General features: G+C 41.5%; 4 protein-coding genes. All 4 read right to left on the bottom strand.

Translation table 11 applies throughout. From position 1 onward, the window contains the following. Positions 1 to 43 precede the first annotated feature (43 nt). The 4 genes from MKX68_RS23475 to MKX68_RS23460 all read right to left on the bottom strand — a co-directional run bounded on the left by MKX68_RS23475 (position 44) and on the right by MKX68_RS23460 (position 23,814). Positions 44 to 9,865 (bottom strand): amino acid adenylation domain-containing protein, encoded by a 9,822-nt coding sequence (locus MKX68_RS23475; protein ID WP_340914227.1) that lies wholly within the window; start codon positions 9,863 to 9,865, stop codon positions 44 to 46. A 35-nt stretch (positions 9,866 to 9,900) separates the two neighbouring features. After that, positions 9,901 to 21,792: an amino acid adenylation domain-containing protein gene (locus MKX68_RS23470; protein WP_340914226.1), complete on the bottom strand. Its 11,892-nt coding sequence runs from the start codon at positions 21,790 to 21,792 to the stop codon at positions 9,901 to 9,903. Positions 21,793 to 22,063: 271 nt separating this feature from the next. Next, the gene (gene fabD / locus MKX68_RS23465) at positions 22,064 to 23,269 is read right to left on the bottom strand and encodes an ACP S-malonyltransferase (RefSeq protein WP_340915484.1); all 1,206 of its coding nucleotides are present in this window, start codon (positions 23,267 to 23,269) and stop codon (positions 22,064 to 22,066) included. Positions 23,270 to 23,592: 323 nt separating this feature from the next. After that, a complete protein-coding gene (locus MKX68_RS23460) occupies positions 23,593 to 23,814 on the bottom strand; it encodes a hypothetical protein (RefSeq protein ID WP_340914225.1) in 222 nt (73 codons plus the stop codon). Between the last annotated feature and the right edge of the window lie 5 nt (positions 23,815 to 23,819).

The raw sequence follows: 23,819 nt of genomic DNA, 5'->3' as shown, positions 1-23,819 counted from the left end.
GTGAGGAGGAAACTCACTTTTGGAGCGGCCCATTACTTGTGCATTAATAACTGTTGGACGTATTCAACGCAAGTTCGTTTATTTTAACTTCCGGATTACTTACCACCTGTTGAATCATGGAAATAAAGTGTTTTTGAATCTGTTCAACGGTAGATAAGTCATACACATTGGCATTGTACATCAATATGATCTTCATATTTTCATGAGGTTTGACAATCAAAGTAAAATCAAAACTATTGTGTTCTGTACCCCCAACATTCATAATCTCAAGCGGTGTTTCACCTTTCTGACCCAGACTCTCCATTCGGTTCTCTACCGGGAAGTTCTGATATACAACAACATGGTTAATCAGAGATTGTTTTTGCTTGGTCAGATTTTGAATATCATATAACGAATACGTATCATATGCATGTGACTCCACAGCTTGTGCCTGATTCCTCTTCATTAGAGTTATAAATGACTCATCGGCCTGAGCCTGGATACGAACAGGAATCGCATTAATAAATAATCCAATCATACTTTCGATCCCAGGAATGACAGGTGGTCTGCCCGACACAACACTTCCGAATACAACATCATTGCTTTCATTGTATTGCTGCAACAATACACCCCAGACCGTCTGCACTAACGTATGGAGCGTTACATGCTGCTGTTCCGCAATCTGTTTCATTTGCTCGACCAGTACATCATTCAAATAACAGTTTAGCGTTCTGGAATCCTGTCTTTCATGTTTTGGTTTGATTTTTTCTCCAGGCAATTTCGTTTGCCCTTCATAACCTTCCAGGTAATGACTCCAATACGTTATTGCACCTTGATGATCTTGCTGTTCCAGCCATTCAATGAATTGACTATAAGGTGTTAATAGAGTCACTTGAGGTTTTCTATTTTCCCGAATCGCAAAATAATTTTCAAATATCTCTTTGCTTACCAGAGACATACACCAGCCGTCCATCAAAATATGGTGAAAACTCCATATGACGCGGTATTCCTCAGGCTTTGTTCGTAAAACAGACATGCGTATTAGAGAATCTCGTTGTAAGTCAAATCCTCTCGCCTTGTCCTGCTCGATATACTCGTCAACATACGTTTTACGTTGCAGCTCACTTGTGCCAGCTACAAATTCATAGTTAAATTCAAATTTCTTCTCTTGATACACGATTTGAAGAGGGATGTCCACGAAATCACTATAAAAATTAGTTCTTAATATCGCATGCCTTTGCATTAATTGATCCAAGCTTTGCGCAAAAGAGGTAACATCAAAATCTCCACGCATGTCAAACATGATTTGTACAAAGTAAGCGCCGGAAATTGGATTCCGTTCACTTTCGTACAACATTTCCTTCTGTAATGGTGTAAGTGGATACACATTTTCGATTCGACCGATGTGCCCAGTTTGTTCCACGATTTGATCCAATTGATCAATGGTTAATGACTTGCATGAAATATCACTTGGCGTCAGCTCGGTTTGTTCCTTCGTTACACAATGTTCAACGACTCTATTAAGACCTTCCTTATAGAGACAAGCCAATCGCTCCATCGTTTCCCGGCGATATTGTTTTGAACTATAGTTGATGGACAGCGACAACCGACCCTCTGTAACAATGCCATTGATATTCAGCACAAATGGTCTCTTGTTGTTTTCACTTACAGATGGCCCGCTGGAATAATGCGAAAATTTAATACCATCTTGGCCCGAATCCTGATTCACCTGTCCCATATAGTTGAAACTAATTTCGGGATTTTTCTCTAACTTGAATTCTTCATCTCCATGTGACAAATACCTCGAAATACCGTAACCAATGCCCTTGGTTGGGATCTGGCGCAGTCCTTCCTTGACGGTCTTAATCTTCCTTGATAAGTCAGTCCCGGACTCCATCATAATCATAACGGGGTACATGCTCGTAAACCATCCCACTGTACGCGTAATGTCCAGCTCTGGCAGGATGTCTTCTCTACCATGCCCTTCCAGATTTACGAGAATTTCTCCCATGTCTGTCCAATCATGAACTGCCATTCCCAATGCCGTTAGCAATATATCATTAATTTCCGTATTGTACGCATGATGTGTCTGCTTTAATAATTGCTCCGTTTCCGCTGCTGTCCAATGAATGGTGATCGTTTCACTATCTTTGCCAATCGTCTCATCACAATCCATATCTTTTGGCAGCGGGCTTAGCTGGGCCTGCTCCACACGACTCCAGTATGGATTCTCTTGCTTCATCGCCGGGCTATCTGCAAACGTAGACAATTGTTCTGCCCATTGTTTAAACGAGGTCGTTTTTTGAGGAAGCTGGATTTCTTGGCCTCTCAAGAACTGATCATGTCCTGTCTGAATATCTTCATATAAAATACGCCATGAAACCCCGTCTACCAACAAATGATGGATGGCAATAAGCAGGTGATCCCCTACAGCACATTGGAACAACCCAAGTTTGATCAAAGGCCCGTGAGACAGATCCATACCGCTCTGAATTTCTTTTGCTTTATTTTCAATGAACGATGCAGGATCTGCTTCTGTTTTGAGATCAACGATTTCAAGGCTGTATAATCCATCTTCGTCTGCCCCTCGATTCCACGCTTCATATCCACCTTCAGGCGCTTGACGATAAAGGATGCGGAGAGCATCATGCTGTTTAACGATCTTATCCATGATGCTGTGAATAAAGCGGACATCAAACCCTTTTTCACGAAAGAACATCATTTCCTGATTGTAATGATGTGCGTCCACCATATTTTGATCAAAGAACCAGCGCTGAACAGGTGTCAGCATCACTTGTCCCGTAACTTCCCCTTGGTCAGAAATAGTACTCACCGATGTAACGTGTTCACTCAACTCCGCTACTGTCGGATAGGTGAAGAAATGCTTCATTTCCACTTTATACCCTGCTTGAAGCAGTCGTGAGGAAACTTGAATACATTTAATCGAATCACCCCCGAGTTCAAAGAAATGATCTGATGTGCTAATCTTCTGCACACCAAGCACAGCTTCCCAGGCAGAGACGATCGCTTGTTCTACAGCGTTCTGCGGCGCCATATACTCGGTCCCTTTTTGCATATGTTCTTGTGGAGATGGCAATGCCTTACGGTCAACCTTCCCATTGGAAGTTAACGGTATATGCTCTAATTGAACAAAATAAGACGGGATCATATAATCCGGAATTTCATGAGATAATGCCATTCTGATTTTCTTCGCCGTCAGTGAGCTGTGGCCTTTCCAATACGCACACAACTGCTTCGAACCATCCTCATGCTCACGGGCAATAACGACTGCTTCCTGAATGGAGTCTATTTGCAAAAGCGCAGTTTCCACTTCGCCAAGCTCAATTCGGTAACCGCGAATTTTCACTTGATGATCGATTCGTCCCAGATATTCAATATTTCCATCCGGCAGCCATCTTGCGGCATCTCCTGTGCGATACATTTTCCCTTCTGTAATCCAGGGGTGATCAACAAATTTCTCTGCGGTTAAATCAGGCCGGTTCAGATACCCTCTGGCAAGGCCCTCACCTGCTACAACTAATTCTCCCTGAACACCGATCGGTTGAATGCGTTGATGTTGATCCAAAATATAGGTCTGCAACGTTGGGATTGGTTTTCCAATATTGCTCTTTCCAGCATGTATTTCAATGTCGGTTATTTCCTTATACGTTACATGAACCGTCGTTTCGGTTATCCCATACATATTAATTAACTGGACAAATGGATATTTCAGCTTCCATTCCTTCAATAACACGGGATTGAGGGCTTCTCCTCCAAAAATCACTTTTCTTAATTTCAGATCTGCTGCATGACCTGCCCGTTCTTCCTGAAGAAGATGATAGAAATACGTTGGCGTTTGATTCAATATCGTCACTTGCTCGTCTTTTAACAATTGTAGAAATTGTTCCGGACTTTTTGCCGTCATTTGAGGTACAATAACCAGTTTTCCGCCATAGAGCAATGCCCCATACATTTCCCATACCGAAAAATCAAAACAAAAAGAATGGAATAATGTCCATGTATCTGATGCATTAAAATCAAACAAATTTTTACTATTGAACAACAATCGCACCACATTTTTATGTTCAATACATGTCCCTTTTGGTTTACCTGTTGTTCCTGAGGTATAAATTACATATGTCAAGCCTGTTGGTGCAGCAGTCACTCCCAAGTTGGAATGATCTTCATGATAGGACTCAGGTTGATCCAAACAAACGACCTCTCCTGCAAAAGAGATGCGTTCTTGCAAATGACTTTGCAGCAATAATACATGTACACCCGAATCCTCAAGCATGTAGTTTATACGATCCTCCGGATATTCAGGATCAATCGGCACGTATGCGCCACCCGCTTTCAGAATCGCAAGGATTCCTACAACCATGTCTAGCGAACGATCAGCGATGATCCCGATTAACTGATCATTTTGAATGCCTTTAGCCTTCAACGTTCTTGCCAATTGGTTGGCTTTCTCGTTCAGCCCTTGATAGGTCAAATGTTGATCCTCGAATACAACCGCAACGTGTGCAGGAGTTCTTGCCACTTGTTCCTCAAACAGTCCATGAATCGTCTTGTCCATTGGGTATTCAGCCATAGAATCATTAAACTGTTCCAAAATTTGTGTTTTCTCCTGTGTTGTCGTCAAGTCAATGTCATGGATAGGGATAAGCGGATTGTTGACCACTTGCTCCAGCATTCGAATCAAGTGACCTTGAATCCGTTCTACGCTTGACCGATCATAAACGTTAGCATTGTAATAGAACATACATTTCATGGATTGGCCTGGTTTGATAATCAGGTTAAAGTCATAATTCGTTTGTTCATCTGCTTCTACATTCGTAATCCGAAGAGCTGTCTCCTCCTGATCCCCAAACTGTTCCATAATGCCCTGTACAGGATAATTCTCGAATATCAGGATATGATCAATCAAATTTTGTTTTTGCGATGTTTCCGCTTGAATCTCGTATAACGGATACGTGTCATGTGGATGCGAAGCCACAGCTTGTTCCTGATTCCGCTTCATAACCGCTGCAAATGTCTCGTTACCTTGAGTCTGAACGCGTACAGGAATGGTATTGATGAATAAACCGATGATTCGCTCAACTCCAACAATCGCCGCAGGTCTGCCCGACACCACGCTTCCGAATACGACATCCTCACTGCCGTTATATATCTGTAGCAACATTCCCCAGGCTGTTTGCATGAACGTATTCAGCGTCACCTGATTCTGACTGGCCACATGTGCGATTTGTCCGGTTAATTCCTGACTTAATGTACAAATCATATGCTCTGAATGATATTCATCACTCTTCGTAATTGAATGTTCTTTTGGCAAAGTGGTCTGCTCATCATAACCTTCCATATAGTCACGCCAGTATTTCAGGGACTCTTCATGATCTTGGTTGTCCAGCCATTCAATATAATGTTTGTATGGAATCGTACTCTTTGCCTCCAGTTTTCGTTGTTCCTGAATAGCAAAGTATCCATCAAACAACTCCTGGATTAAAAGAGACAGGCACCAGCCATCCATCAAAATATGATGATAATTCCAAATGAAACGATAGGTTTGGTCATGCATTCGCAAGATCGAAATACGCATTAACACATCCTGAGACAGGTCGAAACCTTTTATTTTATCTGCTCTTGTATATTCTGCCACGTATGCTTCACGATCTTCTTCGTTCATCTCACGCAAATCTTCGTATGTTAGCCCATTCCGTTTATGACGGTATACCACTTGCAGAGGTCCATTCTTCCATTTGCTATGAAAATTTGTTCTGAGAATCGAATTTCGCTGCATCAACTGATCCAGACTCTTCGTAAAAGCTTCCACGTCTAACGGACCATGAAGATCCAGCGTGGTTTGAAGGAAATACGCTTCCGATTTTGAATGAAGCAAATGATGAAAGAACATCCCATTTTGCATCGGTGACAAAGCATATATATCTTCGATTTCACCAATGTGTTCCGACTCTTGAACAAATCCTTCTAATTCTTCAATCGTAATTCCTTTTAACGTTAGATCACTTGGTGTACATTCCGGCTTCTCTTTTGTCACACAATGTATCACGATTTCTTGCAGATGATCTCTAAAATATGTTGCCACTCGCTCCATCGTTTCTTTTTGATATTGTGTGCGACTATACCGAAGTGACAACGTCAATTTGCCTTCCACAATTAAGGCATTCATATCGATAAGAACATTTCTTCTGTGATTGTCGCTTGCTGTTGCTCCGCCTGGATAGGGAGAGATCTGCATCCCGCTATTCTGAAGATCCTGATCAAATTGTCCCAAATAGTTAAAGCTAATTTCAGGATTTAAGGTAAAAGGAGTTTCTTGCTGCTGTGCACTTAAATATCGTAAAATACCATAACCAATCCCTTTTTTAGGGATTTGACGAATTATTTCTTTGTTTGTTTTGATGAAAAGCGACATATTTGAACTTGTTTCCATATCAAGTACAACCGGATACTGGCTTGTAAACCATCCGATCGTTCGTGTAATATCGAGATCCGGTATAATTTGTTCTCTTCCATGTCCCTCCAGATTGACCAACACTTTATCCATGCCTGTCCATTGGTGAATAGACATGCCTAGTGCATTGAGCAGCAAATCGCTAATCTCCGTTTTATACGCACGATTCGCTTGTTTTAATAATTGCTCCGTTTCTGCCGCTGACCATTCCATCGTGATTTCTTCACTGTCTTTTTCCAGTGCATGATCCGCTTTAAAATCTGTAGGTAACGACTTATAGGTTGCTTTTTCAATTTCATTCCAATATGCAATCTCTTGCTTTATCGCATCACTGTTCGCATACAACTGGAGCTGTTCTGCCCATAATTGAAAGGAAGCCGTTTTTTGCGGTAGTTGAATGGGTTCGCCATCACTTAATTGTTCATAACCCCTCGATAGGTCTTCGATCAAAATTCGCCATGAAACTCCGTCGATGACTAGATGATGAATAACGATTATTAGATGATCTCCGTCTGCACATTGAAATACGCCCAGCTTCATCAAGGGTCCACGTTCCACGTTAAACTTGCTTTGCATTTCATTTGCTTTCTTCTCGATTTCTTGAGACGGATCTGCTAATGACTTAAAGTCCATCACTTCAAGTGTATATAAGGGTTCTCTTGCCAACCCTTCATTCCACGCTTCATACCCCCGCTCCGTATGGCGATATACCATACGAAGTGCATCATGATGCTCACTCAATTTATAGAATACACGGCGAAGTGTGGCTTCGTGAAAACCTTCTTTCCGATACAACATCACGGACTGATTATAATGATGGGCGTCCACCTTGTATTGCTCAAAAAACCAATGCTGGATTGGAGTCAGCATCACTTTTCCAGTGATGATTCCCTGTTCTGACAGGGTACTTATGGGTTGAACATAGGGAATCAAGCTTGCTATGGTTGGATTTTTAAACAGATGATCCATCTGTACCTGGTAACCTGCTTGATATAACCTTGAAGAGACTTGAATGGATTTAATCGAATCTCCTCCAAGCTCGAAGAAATTATCCAAAATCCCAATGTTCTCTACCCCAAGTACCTCTTCCCAGATCGATACAAGTTGTTGTTCCACCATCGTTCGGGGTGCTTCGTACTCCATGCCCTTCAACATATGTTCTTTGGGAGCAGGCAAAGCTTTGCGATTGATTTTCCCGTTAGACGTGAGCGGCATCTGATCGAGCTGTACAAAATAGGACGGAATCATGTAGTTTGGCAGCTGCTGGTACAAAGCCTCCCGCAGTTCCCCGATCGTGATTGCGTCCTCTCCTACCAGGTACGCACATAATTGTTTGGTTCCCGTTTCATCTTCTCTGGCTATTACGATGGCCTCTTTTATCTGGGTACTATTTAGAAGAGCCGTCTCCACTTCACCAAGTTCAATCCGGTGTCCACGAATTTTCTCTTGATGATCTACCCTTCCTATATACTCTATGTTCCCATCGGGCAGCCATCTTGCGAAGTCACCTGTCTTGTACATTTTCGCTCCCGAAACAAATGGATCATCCACGAATTTCTCCGCAGTCAGATCTGGACGGTTCAAGTAACCTCTGGATAGCCCTGCTCCGGCTACACATAATTCTCCCTGAACTCCAATAGGCTGCAATTCATTCCGTTCTCCTAAAATGTAGACCCTATTGTTCGCAATAGGCTTCCCGATTGAGATATTTTGATCTGCCGACTTGATCGACAGAACTGTGGATACAACACTATTTTCGGTTGGACCGTATTCATTACACACTTCGATGCGTGGATTGATGCGCTGCAATTTGTGTATTAAGGCAGGAACAATCTTCTCTCCCGCAGCCACCACATTTTTCATGGATGCCCAATGTTCCGCGCTTACTTGTTCCAATAGTGTCATCAAGAAACTGGGTGGACTTTGGATATGCGTGATTTGCTGTTTTTTGACCATCGTATTGATGGCTATAGCATCTTTACACTGTTGCTGGTTTAACAAATACACTGTCGAGCCAGATATCATCGGACCAAAGAAATGAGTAATAAATGAATCAAAAACGAAGGGATTCAGCATTAATACCCGATCATCTCCGGTAAAATGATAAAAATCCGATTTCCATTGCAGGGAATTCACAATGCTGGTATGTTCAATCATTACGCCTTTGGGATGACCTGTTGTTCCAGACGTGTAGATCATGTATGCCAAATCACTGGAGATCGCTCCATCTTCCAAATTTAAATGATGATCATGGTGATTTATTTCAGAATCCAGAATGACACATGTCCCTGCATAATGTTCCGGCTTCTGTATATGACCTTGATGCAGCAACCAAGCCACTTTCGAATCCTCAAGGATGTAATGAATACGATCTGCCGGATATTCCGGATCGATTGGGACATATGCCCCGCCAGCTTTTAGAATACCGAATAAACCTATGATCATCTCAAGTGAGCGCTCTGCCATAATGCCAACGAACTGACCCGCCTGCACCCCCTTAGCTTGAAGCAATCGGGCCAATTGGTTGGATTTTTGATTTAACTCTCTGTACGTTAACTGTCTATTCTCAAATACGACTGCCGGATGGTCCGGTGTTCGTTCCACCTGTTCTTCAAATAATTGATGCATCGTTCTGTTCTGTGGATACTCAACCCTTGTATCGTTAAAGTCATATAACAGCTTGTTTCGATGAAACTCTGATAACATATCGACATGACTTAACTCCAGATCAGGTTGGTTCAGCACAACGGATAATAATTGGTCAAGATGTTCTACAACTTGAACCATATACTCTCGATCATAACGATCATCATCATAAACTAATCTTAACTGAATGGAGTCGTTCTCCAGATCAAAGTGGAACATTGTCGCCGCTTTTACGTTATTTTCATCAAGGGCAGGATGAATTTCATTCAACGAAACCAAGGTATGAATCAGAGGTACATGGTTCGAATCATACTGAACATTTAAACGTTCAACCATTTTTCTGAAAGGGATTCGTTGATGCTGAACAGCTTCGGTTAAACTGGTCTTCACTTGATTAAATAAGGATTTGAATGTCATCGCATGATTGATATTATTTTTTAAGACAAGAACCTTATTCGAGAGCAATAGATCATTGTTCTTTTCTTCCATCGTAGGTATGCCAATAATCATCTTGGTTTCATTCGTGTATTTATATAACAGACACTGAACTCCCGTTAATAAGATCGTATATATCGCCATAGGAGCATTGCGCGACATGGACTTGATTTTATATGAAACATCGGCTGACAAAGACTTATATATAGCATTCTGGTGCTGCGTATCGTCTGGGTGTTTGGAGGTTGTTTTGCAATAAGGCAAATGAACAAGATGATCATCATCTTCAAATCGGCTTGCCCAATACGATTCCTGTTTCTTAAAAATAGACATACGGCACCCCGATCACTTTGTATTTTTAAGTTAGCTTAGAAGAAATCTACTTCAATTAGATCAGCCAGCGTATCCCCATCTATTAATTCTTCAACCAATTGAATCTTGTTGATTTGAATATGAGGGTCGTTGGCAATGGTTGTTAATATGACCAACAGATTTTGTGACATCGCTTCAATCGTTGTTTTCTCAAATAAAATCGTACTGTATTCAAAGGCCACTTCTAACTTGTGTTGCAATTCGGTAACATACAACGTTAAATCGAATTTGGATACTCTCGTATTTGGAGCATAAGGCTCACAGGTTACTCCATCCATCTGAATCTCTGAAGCATCTGTATTTTGCAATACAAACATGGTGTCAAACAACGGATTCCTCCGAGCATCTTTGGTTACATTTACTTTCTCAATCAATTCTTCAAACGGATAATCCTGATTCTCATATGCGTTCAACATATTTTCTTTGACTTCCAGCAGATACTCCGTAAAAGTTTTATCCCCTGCAGGATAATTTCGAATAGCCAGTGTGTTCACGAACATCCCCATGACCGGCTCCAGCTCAGCATGTGTCCTGCCTGCAATCGGCGTGCCTACAATGATATCTTCTTGCCCGCTGTATTTAGATAATAGAATCGTATAGGCGGCTAATAGAATCATATATAGCGTTGTTCCTGTCCGTACTTCCATGTTCCTTAAGCCTGGAAGAATGTCTTCCTGCAAAACAATGTCCAATACATCTCCCGCATAGCTTAGCGTTTCAGGTCTTTCGTAGTCTGTTGGCAGATCCAATAGCGGGATACTCTCACCAAACATAGTAAGCCAATACTTCTCCTGCTTTTTCATCCGCTCACTATGAAGTTGCATTTGCTGCCATTCAGCATAGTCCTTATACTGAATTCGAAGAGGAGATAGCTCCTCTCCTTTATAGAACTGGCTAAGTTCAGTCATCAGAAGATGCACGGATAGTCCGTCTGCAATGATATGGTGGAGATCTACCAGCAATACATGACACTCCTGCTGAAGTTCAATAAGTCCCACCCTCATAAGAGGTGCTTGCCCGAGATCAAATGTGCGAACAAACTGTTCAATTCGATCTTCGATCTCTGCTTCCGTTGACTCGATCAATTCAATTCCAAAGTTCACTTTAGGGTATACGATCTGTTTCGGTTCTCCATGTATGACTTTGAATCCAGTCCGAAGTGATTCATGACGATGAATCAATTGTTGGAATGCTTCTTCCAATCTGATCCGATCAAGCGATCCTTCCAACATAAACATACCTGACATGTTGTACATGAGTTCCTTGCCAGCTTTGATGCTCATAATGTACATTCTCATTTGCGCCGAAGAAATAGGATAATATTCTTTTTCCTCTACTTGAGGAATGGACACTAAAACATCCTGTTCCATTTGTTCAATAGATTGAGCCATCTGTTCAATGGTCTGCCATTCAAAGACGTTTCTTACCGAGATGTGGATATTCAGCTTTTGATTGATTTTGGCAGCCAGCTTGGTCGCACGTAACGAGTTGCCTCCTACATCAAAAAAATGGTCTTTTACACTGATTTTTTTCACAGCAAGCACATCCTGCCAAATAGGCAGCAACTGTTTTTCCACCCCAGTTCGGGGTTCTATATATTCACTTCCCGTTTGTATGTTTTCTTCTGGACTCGGAAGCGATTTGCGATCGATTTTCCCGTTCGATGTCAGAGGCATGTGATCCAATTGTATAAAGTAGGCTGGTACCATGTAATTCGGCAACACTTTAGAGAGGCTTTGTTTTAACTCTCCCACCGTCAGCGTGGAATCCGCTGTAACGTATGCATATAATGATTTGTCCCCGTGATCATCCTCATGTGCAATGACGATAACTTCTTTCACACACTCTAGATCTAACAGTGCCGCTTCGACTTCTCCTACTTCGATCCGGTATCCGCGAATTTTAATTTGGTGATCCATTCTTCCCAAATACTCAATATTTCCATCGGGAAGCCATTTCGCCAAATCTCCCGTTTTGTACATTGTCGCTCCCTGGACAAACGGATCACGCACAAATTTCTCCGCAGTCAGCTCAGGTAAATTCAAATACCCTCTACCTACCCCATCGCCAGAGATACATAATTCCCCTACGACGCCTACAGGCTGAACTTTGCCATGTTTGTTCAATACATACAGGCGATTATTCCCCAGTGTTCGCCCAATCGGTAGGTGAGCTCGTTGATTCGCTGTATCCAGGTGTTCTGGAAGTACATGGTATGTCGCAACATCCACACAACATTCTGTTGGACCGTACACATTAATTATGGTTGGAGGCGTTATATGATTGAGAGCAAATAATGATGTGATTCCATTTACACTTTGCTGAGAAAGAGCTTCACCGCCAATGAGCATATATTTTAGCGATATGCCTTGAACGTTTTTTGCCTTCGAAAGCAATTTCAGGTGTGCAGGTGTTCCGTCCGTCAAATCAATTTGATGGTGCTGATAATAATTCATTAAGTCTTGTCCATCCAGTACCGTGTCCTTGTCTACAATAAACAAGGCATGTCCTGACAGCAGTGCGCCAAAAATCTGCTTCACAGATGCATCGAAATAGTAAGGCGCAAGTAAAGCGACATGCAACCCGCTATGCTGATCATCTATAACGTGACTGTACAACGCTTTAACCAAGTGATGAACCTGACGATGTTCGATCATCACACCTTTTGGCATGCCTGTTGTGCCTGAAGTATAGATCACATAAGCCAACTGCTCTGAATTCCCTGCCGGTTCCAGATTCGACAGATTAGCTGCATAGATTTCTTCATCGTCCAAATCAATCATTTTTCCATTAAACGATACCAACTGCTTCAAATGCGTTTGCGTAACTAACAACGTTGCCCCCGAATCATGCAGGATATAGCGGATTCGCTCTTCAGGAGAATCCGGATCAATCGGTACATACGCCCCGCCTGCTTTTAGAATGCCAAAGATGCCAACGATCATATCAATCGAACGATCTGTCAGAATACCTACAAATTGATCCTGCTGCACTCCCTCAGCTCTAAGCGTATATGCCAACTGATTCGCCCGTTCATTCAATTGACGATACGTCCATTGCTCATCTCCAAAAGCGACGGCTAATTGATCGGGTGTCCGTTCCACCTGTGCTTCGAATAACTCCTGAATGGTCTGATTCCGTGAATACGCTATGTTGGTATCATTAAACTCATGTAAAAGAACGTGCTGCTCATGTTCAGACAGCATTTGAATATCGGACAGGGTAGCATCCGGTTCAATCACAATGTCTCTAAGGATGTTGAACAGATGTGTTTTCATCCTGTCGATGGTGTCCCGTTCAAACAGCTCCGTCTTGTAATTAAAATGCATTTCCAGACTCTCGTTATCATCCTCAACGATGAACATCAGATCATATAACGATACACCGACATTTAATTCTCTAACTTTAAAGCTGCAATCCTGTTCTTGCCGTTGATTCAACGCGGTATTTAAGAAGATATACATTGTATTAAAAAGTGCTGTCCCAGTGGTATCACGATGTGTGTTTAATTTCTCTACAAGATTGTCAAAAAGATAGTCCTGGTTATCCAATGCATCCAGAGATTGTTTTTTTATTTCCTCGAGATAGGATCGAAACGACTTATTCCCCACCGGCTGTGATCGAATCGCTACCGTCTGGATAAAGACACCTATCATATTCTCGACATCCGGATGGTTTCTTCCTGATGTTGGCGTACCTACAATCATGTCTTCTTGAGCCGTATAATGATGAAGCAGCACATTATACGCTGCCAATAACACCATAAACATCGTAGTTTCCGTTTGTTTCGCAAGTTTCTCCAGCGACTGCTTCAAGTGTGCGTCCAACACAAATGACAATCTTGAACCTGCCGAAGTCAAATGAGGTTTCCGAACAAAATCAGTAGGCAGATTAAGGTTCGGGAGTTCTCCTTTGAATTGATCTAGCCAATATTTTTCTTGCTGCTTATAAGACTCCCCCGCCAGAAATTTTTTCTGCCAAGCTGCAAAGTCTTTGTATTCAATATCAATATCCGGCATGTTTCTTCCGTCATATTCATCGATCAGTTCATTCGCAAGAATGCCAACGGAATATCCGTCCGATATAATATGATGCATCTCAATGAGAATCTCTGCATGATCATTGTTTAAACGAATGAATTCGGCACGTATTAATGGCGCTTTGGAGCAATCAAATGGTTTGGCAAACGCCTTAACATGTTGTTCAAATGAAGCAGAGCTTTCCTGAGATCGTTTCACTTCAAAATCAATCGTTGGAGCAATACGCTGGTAAAGCTCTCCATCCATCAGATGGAAACTGGTGCGAAAAGCTTCGTGACGGTGCACGATTTGTTCCAATGACGAAATCAATTTAGCTTCATCGATATTTCCTGTGACCGTAATATGGCCGCACATGTTCTGAAACACACTATTGGGCTCAAATTGATCCAGAAAGTAGATTCGCTGTTGTGCAGCTGACGTCTCATAGAACTCCTTCACGTCCAATGCCTTGATTGGAATGAATGTTTCCTCGTTCTCGCCTGTAATCAGACTCGCTAGCTCCTTCAGACGTTGATTATTGAAGAATTGAACGATTGAAATTTTATGTTGAAACTGCTCATGAACCTTGGATAGCATTACTGTCGCCTTGAGCGAGTTTCCTCCGAGATCAAAAAAGTGATCATGTCTCCCCACTTGATCGAGGGATAATACGTCCTCCCAGATCAAAGCCAGCTTTTTCTCCACGTCATTGACTGGAAGCTCGAATATGGGTGCATGATTAACGTGAGGAAGACGCTCCATAACAAACCGAGTATACATTTCCTGTAATTGGTCCTGTTGATCGGATGAGAACAACGTCAAAGACGAAATTTCAGCCTCTGGATGACTCACCATACTTTGAAGTAAAACCTTAAATCCTTCGGACCACAATTTCATCATCTCAGGTCCAATGAGATCGGTATTGTAATCAAAATCCAGGTACAATTCATGGCTAACATCCGTAATATTAAGAAACAAATCGTAAGAAATATGTTTGATCGGATACGACATGAATTCAGTCTCGATATTTTCAAATTGAAGATGATGAATGGTTCTGTCCATATTGAATAAAATCCGTGTATCCGGTGCAGTCATATGAGCAAGCTGTTCGGATACGAGAGTCAATGGAACATGTTGATGTTTCATGACAAGAGCCAGCGTTTCCTTGAGCTGAAGAACATGCTCTACAACGGACTGCTTCATTAACAAGGCATGATGAACAGGTACAATGTTGACACAGTTGCCAATCAGCGCATTTTTTCGCATGTGAGACTGACCCGCTGTAGGCACGCCAATGACAAGGTGAGACTGCCCTGTTAGTTGATGCAAATATAAATGAAACGCTGCAAACATCGTTACAAACAAACTGCTCTTATTATTGATACTTAACGTTCGCAAAGACTCCGTTAATTGATGATCCAGCTTGATGGAATACCTTTCACCAGAATATCCCCTGGGCACATCACCGGACTGTACCGTTGGAAGTGTAATGTTGGGATAGGATAAGGAAAATTGTTCTTTCCAGAACTGGACTCCTTCGTTAAATGACCCTTTTTCATGTTCAAGTCGTTGCCAGCTTAAATACTCACGGAATGGAGTGGCTTCAGGTAATTGAACCGGAACCCCTCGGACAAGAGCAGAATAGGTATGTTCCAACTCTTGAATGAATACAGCAATCGACCAGCCATCTACAACAATATGATGAAATATCAGCACCATAAGGTATTGATCGGCTGCCTTTTTAAGCAAGGTGATTCTAAATAGAGGTTCCCCAGACTGTAAATCGAAGGCTTCATTTGCATCGGCAGATAACCAATTGGAAATTTCCCGTTCTTGATCCTCACCCGCATATGCTGAGAAATTCAACCATGTACATTGAAATTCCATTACGGATCTGATTTGTTGTGTTTCACGATCGGCATGAATGACTGTTCTTAGGGCTTCATGACGCTGTGCGATCTGATTCACGGCCTGATCCAGTGTGGAAGGCTCTATTCCGCCTGTCATTTTTAAAATAACACTCTGGTTTAATGCAGCATTCGCATCTTCCCCATGTAATGAAGTTAACAATAATTGTTTTTGCTCTAAAGAGAGCGGATATTCCGAAACAGGCGATTTACCAGGGATAAACCCCCACTCGCGTAGTTCATGGATCGTCTCTTTCACGATTCTGATTATCGTATCCATGTCACCCATGGAATGCACAGTCGATATAAAACAGTTACGACCTTCCCAAATGTATAAACCTTTATAAATTAAATGGTAGAAGAATAATTCCATATCTCCAAATGATATAAATCGAAATAAAGATCCATAGTTCACCATTTGCATCGGTACATTCGCTGTTTTGAAAAACGCATTTAATTCTTTTACAAGATAATCTGTTTTTTCATTTAATTCCTTATATAAGGTTTCTGCTTCAGATTGAAGATATTGTAGTACCGTTAACATCACTCTCATCGTAAGAGGGTGTGTACAGAAGGTTCCACCGACAAACGTTTTCTTATCTGCATCGGAAGGGTAAGAATCATCACCAAAGTTCCAGGTTCCACCATCCACCGGATTCATAAATTCAGCCTTACCGGCGACTATGCCAATAGGCAGCCCGCCACCGACCACTTTCCCATACGTAACCAAATCTGCTTGAACGCCAAACCAATCCTGCGCTCCACCCAATCCAATTCTGAATCCAGTGATGACCTCATCGAAAATAAGTGCAATGCCAAACTGTTTCGTGATCTCTCTAAGTTCCCGTAAGAATTGTGTAGGCTGCAGATCAGGTCTTCGACTTTGCACCGGCTCTACAAGCACAGCAGCCAATTCATCACCCAGGTTCTGAATCATATCCAGTGATTGCGGATGGTTATAATTAAGAATAATCAAATCTTCCATAGCGCTATTTACAATACCAGGAGCCATAGGCAGCGCAGACGATAAAGCATCCCCAGGATTCGCTACACCCAACACGCCGTCATGTGTACCGTGGTAAGATCCTGAAAATAATACAACTTTGGAACGCCCCGTTGCTGCCCTTGCTAAACGAAGTGCAACCATGACAGCTTCTGTTCCTGAATTATAAAATGCGACACGCTCTACACCCGTCAGCTCGGAAATTTTAGCTGCGACATCTCCTGCCAAGTCTGACATAGGGCCCAATGGAGGCAATTGTTCCTGGAGGCTGTCTGCTATTACATTTTGAATAAACGCTGGATTATGGCCAAATAGATTTACACCAAATCCCATCGTCAGATCCAAATACTCATTCCCATCCATATCCCATAACTTTGCTCCCTCTGCACGCGTTGAAATGATGGGATACACCATTTCCTTCCAATACGAGCGAAATCCGGATACATTGCGATTATTCGCATGAACCAAACGTGTTTGGCCTGTTTTTAATTTGGAGCCTTTGGTTCTTGCGGTATACTTGGCTATAAATTGTTCAACATACTGGTTCTGAAGCGGTGATAATCCGCTCTCTTCATGAATTTTCAACGATTGATAGGGTATAAAAGGTTTGGCTTCCTTCGAATCCGAATTGGGTTGGATCTCTTTGGTTGGTTTGGTTTCATGATGTTTCATTTCCAAAAGCGGGGATTGAACAGCATTCATTTGCTCGCCTAACAGCACATTCAAACTTTTTAATTGGGATTCCATGAGCTGAATGGCAGACATCACAATTTGCTCCGACACATTCCCTGATGATTTTGCCGTATTTATATTGTTCACAGATGCCAGATTTCGTTGTTCAGTATGCTCCTGAACTGTTTGATTGTTTATGTTTTTAGATACATCATGATGCTTGATATTCTCTGACACATATTTAACTAAGGAATTAATATTTGTAAGGGTTTCAAAAAACATTTCCATCGGGATATCCAAACGGAACAGCTCTGAGATCTCCTTCTGAATTTGCACAAGAATGATGGAATCCAATCCCATTTGGAGAAAATGAGCTTGATGATCCAGCTCTTCCAACTTCAAACCAGATGCACGACTGATGCTTGTTTTAATCTTTAATTCAATATCGTTTGTATCCATCTCCATTTGAACCTCACTCCTCCCAGACCTATGCTCCGCTGGTATCGGCTGTTTAACTTCAATCCAACACCGTTTCTGTTCAAAAGGGTATAACGGCAATGGAATTTTCGAAATGACTTCATGGTTATAAAATTTTTCCCAATCTATCACTGCCCCCTGTGTAAATAACTGACCGAGTTCATTTAAAGATTCTGCCTTTCCCCGAGCATAGAGATGATCGCTAACAAGCGTTTTGTCTTTTTTGGCATAACCAAAATAAACATTTGGCAGTTTACCCTCTCCGCTTGCAATTCGTTTCAATTTTTCATGTAATTCTTGTGTACTCGTGACTACGATGGCAAGCCGATAATCCAGATTAGCCCTTCCCGTACTGGCTGTATAACAGATTTGTTGAATGGAAACATTCGTGTGATCGGTTAGATATTCATGATACGTTCTGACCAATTCATCCAGCGCCCGTTCCGTGGCAGCAGACAGAACAAATAGATTAGGCTCTTGGGACATCCTTTTATCTACTGTTTGGGAGGGAACATATTCTTCGAGGACCACATGCGCATTGGTACCACTAAAACCAAAAGAACTAACCCCGCATCGTAATGGGCCCTCTTCTTCACCAAAAGCCATTAATTCCTGATTCACATAAAAAGGTGAAGCTTCAAACTTAAGCAGGGGATTAGGCTTGTCAAAGTGAACCAATGGTGGAATCTTTCTATGTTGAAACATAAGAATAGATTTAATTAATCCAGCGATCCCCGCCGCTTCAAAGCCATGTCCAATGTTAGCTTTGGCAGATCCGATTGCACAAAATTGTTTCCGATCCGTATATTTCTCAAAAGCTTTACGCAAAGCATTGAACTCAACCGGATCACCTAATTTTGTCCCTGTTCCATGTGCTTCAATAAAGTTAAGCGTATCAGGAGAAATGCCGGCTTCTTTCCATGCCTGTTCGATCACATTGGTCTGTGACTCCGGGTTAGGTGCTGTGATTCCTACCGTCTTGCCATCCTGATTAATCGCACTTCCCTTAATCACACCATAGATATGATCCCCGTCCTTAATCGCTTGCTGCATTGGCTTCAACATGACCGACCCAACACCTTCACCAAATCCCGTGCCGTTGGCATCTTCGCTAAACGTTCTCGTCAATGCATCTGGAGATTCCATATCCAGTCCGATACTAATCGGTAATAATGCTGTTCGAATGCCTCCTGCGATTGCCATTTCACAGTCTCCAGCGAGCAATCCTTTACATGCCATGTGAACAGCAACAAGTGAGGAGGAACAAGCGGTATCAATCGTTAAGGCCGGGCCTTTTAAATTCAAGAAATATGCAATTCTGCTCGCAAGTACAGATGGTAAATTTCCAATGATATAATTTTTGAGTTCTGCGGGGTAACTCGCCGTAACGAGCCGTTCGTAATCATATCCAACTTTGGAATACCCCACGTAGACGCCCACATTTCTTCCATTAATTCCTTCCCCTGCATAGCCAGCATCTTCAATCGTATGCCATGCCGTTTGCAAGAACATCCTTTGATTCGGGTCCATAAATTGTGCAGTTTTTGGGGTTATGCCAAAGAAAGAATAATCGAATTGATCAATTTGATCCAAGTAACCACCCTTGATCCATTGAATTTCGCTCATTTCACTTTGCATGGATTGTATATAATCCGCTGCGTCTTTTATCCGACTTTCAGGGTAGTCCCGAATGTTATGCGTTCCATTTTCCAAAACACGCCAAAAATCGCCTGCATTTGATGCACCAGGGAGATTCAAAGACATACCGATAATAGCAATATCTTTGGATGGCGTATGATCCTCTTGAGTTTTGTTGACTTGCATGGTCTCGCTGTAACCTCTAGCCAGATATGCTGCCAATTCAGTTATCGAGGGATAGGTAAAGAGGTCCGTAACAGCAAGTTCTTCTCCGTATTTTTGTTCTATACGTTCAGCGATTTGGGCCAGCTGTAATGAAGTTGCCCCTATATCAAAATAGCTATCCTCAAGTTCAACCTTTTTCCCAACCAGCACTTCAGAAAATAGTGAACTCAATTCACGTTCTATGACTCGAACCGAAACAGCAGCCTTTTCTTTTGCCTTGTCATTGTCATTGTCATTCTTGATCCAGTCATGAATGAATGCAGATTCTCTTGAGAATTTGCCTGCTTCATACTGCTTGGCTAACTGATACCGCTGGATTTTCCCACTTGTTGTTTTGGGTAATTTTTTGATGGGCAGTACCTCTTTGACACTCCATCCTCCCTGTTTATATAGGTGTCTTTTGATTTCTTTAACAAGAGGCAGGAAGTGTTCGATCTTTTTTTTGTACACAACAAACACAATAATTTCTTCACTTTGACTATTCGAATCATACACACCACAAGCAGCAACTCTTCCGAGTTCAATATCATGTAATTGTATGGCAACACGTTCAATGTCATGGGGATATACATTTTTACCATTGATAAAGATAATGTCTTTTTCCCGCCCTGTTACAACCAGTTTTCCGTTCATGATGAAACCCAGATCGCCCGTATTCACCCATCCGTCGCGCGTTAATAACTTCTCCGTTGCTAGTGAATTATTATAATAACCTTGGGTGACGTTATCCCCCTTGATTTGAATTTTTCCAATAACCAAATCGGGAACACTGTTCATTTCCTCATCGCAAATTCTAACATGGCAATAATCAACTGCCTCGCCAACGGCAACAAATGATGCCACATGTTCAGCATGTTTCTCGACTTCGATGACACGCTCCCCTAAGTTCAGATGTTCCCGGTGAACGTACACCGCAGTAAATTCTTCTTCTACCTTGGGAAAGGAAACGGCAACAGAGGCCTCTGCTAATCCATATACGGTAAACATGGCTGTTTTCTTTAAGTGATATGCTGACAATACATTTAGGAATTCATCACACACTTCGGGTAATATAGGTTCCGCCCCATTATAGATGACTCTGACAGATGACAGATCCCATCCCTCCGCTTTGTCTTCGCGAAAGAAATTCAGGAAGTATTTATAACCAAAGTTAGGAGAAGACAGTATGGTTGCTTTGTGTTCATTTACTTTTTTCATCCATAGAATCGGTTTGCGAATAAATAATTCCGTTGGGAGCAAGTACTGATGAATTCCGGCCACGAGGGGTACAAGATGAAATCCAATCAAACCCATATCATGGGTAAGGGGCATCCAGGAGAGAAAACTATCGTCTGAACTAATTTGTGTGCCATTAATAGCAGCACAAGCATTATAAATGAGGTTTCGATGGGTCAACATAACGCCCTTGGGGTCGCCGGTTGATCCGGAAGAAAATTGAATAAATGCCAAGTCATCTGGCTTAGGCTCATCATATTTTACAGATTTATAATCATATACGTGGTCTTGTATCATTTCCGTTCTAGACTCTAGTTGATGATGCAAATCCAGTAATTTATGTTCTAAAGCGAACTTTCTCAGTTTATCCAGTACCTTTTCAGATGCAATCATGAAGGGGTTATTTAGCAATTCCCATATACGGCATACCTTCAAGTTTTGTTCTTCATCTTCACCAATACTTACAGGTACGGGGATCATTCCACCTAGTAAACAAGCCCAGAATGCGACTAAAAAGCGTTTGTTCTCTTGGATCTGAAAAATAATCTCTTGTTTAGGTTTAATTCCGATGGCTTGTAGATAACCTAAATACCCATGTGCTTCAGTAAATAATTGATGATAAGATATAAAAGTTTCACGTTTGTCCGCATCGATAAAACGAATACCGCGGTCCATTATTTTACCTCTGTCTCGGATCACATCCACTAATGTTTGAAACTGGTTAGTATACATATCTCTCCTCCAAATATATCTTCTCTATTATGCTTATCTAATTATTTACACATATTTCAAGCAAAATTTTACCATAGAAATATATGTAAAATCAATCAATTTATTGTTACTATATGGTAAAATATAGAGATTGAATAGCTCATTTTTTTACATATTGATGACAAAACGTCTGAATATTCAACAACTTCAGAGCGTATCCAACGACAAACAGACCACCTCATAATGAGATAGCCTGGAATGTTCTAGAGGTCTTGTGAGCAAACAAAACGTACTAGATTGCATTAATTAACGCAGTTTCATCTATTGAAATTTGTTTCGCTGTAAGAATCGAATGACATACCTGTAGAGCATCATTTATCTCTTCTTCGCTGAGTTTGTATCCATTCTTGTGTATTTGTTCCTTTACCCGTTGTAATTGATGAAATAACGGCTCAACCGTTTGGGTATATGATATCGAATCTTGGTTATAATTCCGTGAAATGAGTGCGGTTACCATTAGTTCTGATAACAACTTTTTACGAATCGTTAACCGCTTATTTTTCCTTTCTTGTGTATTTGTAACCATTAGTAAATCGGAAGGCTGACCAAGGGAATAAGGTACAGTACGCTTCGTTATTTTACTCATAAGACTAACTAACACATGTTTAGAACCCAACTCTATAACTTCAGTAACCCCATTTTCAACCAGATAAAGCATAGACTCTGACCATCTTACAGGCATCGTCATCTGCATGTTTAAGTAATCCACTACAGATCGATCACACTCATAGGGTGCTGCTGTAACATTTGAAATAATCGGGTATTTTGCATGGGCATATTGATATCGATCCAATTCAACTTTGAATTGTTCTGCTGCGGTTTGCATCATGGGAGAATGATAGGGACCACTTACATTGATATAAGAATGTTTCGTTCCCAGGGATTCTGTCCTTTTAATAATTTCTTGTATAGAGTGCCGATGTCCCGAAATGACAAACTGTTGGTCAGCGTTCATACAAGCCACACAGGCAGGGTGTTTTTTTGTTGAAACTTCTTCGCATATGTTTTGAAGTGTGTCTAATTGAATGTGTGAAATGGCCACCATGGTCCCTTGCTGATGCGGGTCTGCATTGTGCATAATGATCCCTCGTTGTCTCACAAGTTTAATAGCGTCACGAAAAGATAGAACACCAGCGCATACCAGAGCCGAATATTCTCCCAAACTATGCCCAGCCAAATAAGTGGCTCCCATCCCTATTTCTTGCATATAAACTTGATAAGCAATGACACTTACAGTCAAAAGTGCAGGCTGCGCGTTCATCGTCATTGTCAAATCATTCAGACTGCCTTCAAAACAAAGTTTTCTTAAATCGAAAGAAATAGCATCACTGGCTTCTTCAAATAGCTTTTTAGCTACATCGAAGTTATTCCAAAAGTCTCTACCCATCCCAACCACCTGAGAACCTTGTCCAGGAAACAACAGAGCTACATTACTCATCCAGCATCCTCCAGTATCAACTTTATATTTCATGCACTCCGACAACTTAAAACCAATAAATTCCTTGTTTTCAAAATTTATAATAAACTTTCATTAGGAGTTATGCAATAATAAAGTCAAAAGGAGGGTCATCTATTTCTATGAATGGAAAAAAATTCGTCATTCTATTTGGGCTCCTTGTTGTCCTCTGTGTTGGAACATTTAGTGTTGTTCTTTACTGGATCTTGTCTGTAGTCTGAGTACTATGCAAATAGACACCTCCATTGAAGAGATGCCTGTTCCTTTCTGATCTGATCATTCAAGACTCACGATTCTCCTTATCCTCAGAGAAACGGATTCCTCTTTATTTCAGATCCGATTTTTTCGCTCACTTCGTTCTCTTTATCACTCAACATCTGATCTGAAGATAGTACAGTTGAATAGTCGTCCTGTAATACAATTACATACAGCCCCTTACCTGGAATCCTAACTTGACATACAGAATTTTCTTTGTTCATGTTGATCAGCTGCTCCATTAAGTCTGAAGCCGTTATAACTTCTTTCATCCGAA

The sequence above is a fragment of the Paenibacillus sp. FSL M8-0212 genome, from assembly GCF_038004645.1.
Classification (GTDB): domain Bacteria; phylum Bacillota; class Bacilli; order Paenibacillales; family Paenibacillaceae; genus Paenibacillus.
This window is presented reverse-complemented; position numbering and strand designations above follow the sequence as displayed.

What these genes read in the sequence shown, in the direction of transcription:
- MKX68_RS23475 (WP_340914227.1), bottom strand. Translation starts at nt 9,865, where the DNA reads ATGTCTATTTTTAAGAAACAGGAATCGTATTGGGCAAGCCGATTTGAA.
- MKX68_RS23470 (WP_340914226.1), bottom strand. Translation starts at nt 21,792, where the DNA reads ATGTATACTAACCAGTTTCAAACATTAGTGGATGTGATCCGAGACAGA.
- fabD (WP_340915484.1), bottom strand. Translation starts at nt 23,269, where the DNA reads ATGAGTAATGTAGCTCTGTTGTTTCCTGGACAAGGTTCTCAGGTGGTT.
- MKX68_RS23460 (WP_340914225.1), bottom strand. Translation starts at nt 23,814, where the DNA reads ATGAAAGAAGTTATAACGGCTTCAGACTTAATGGAGCAGCTGATCAAC.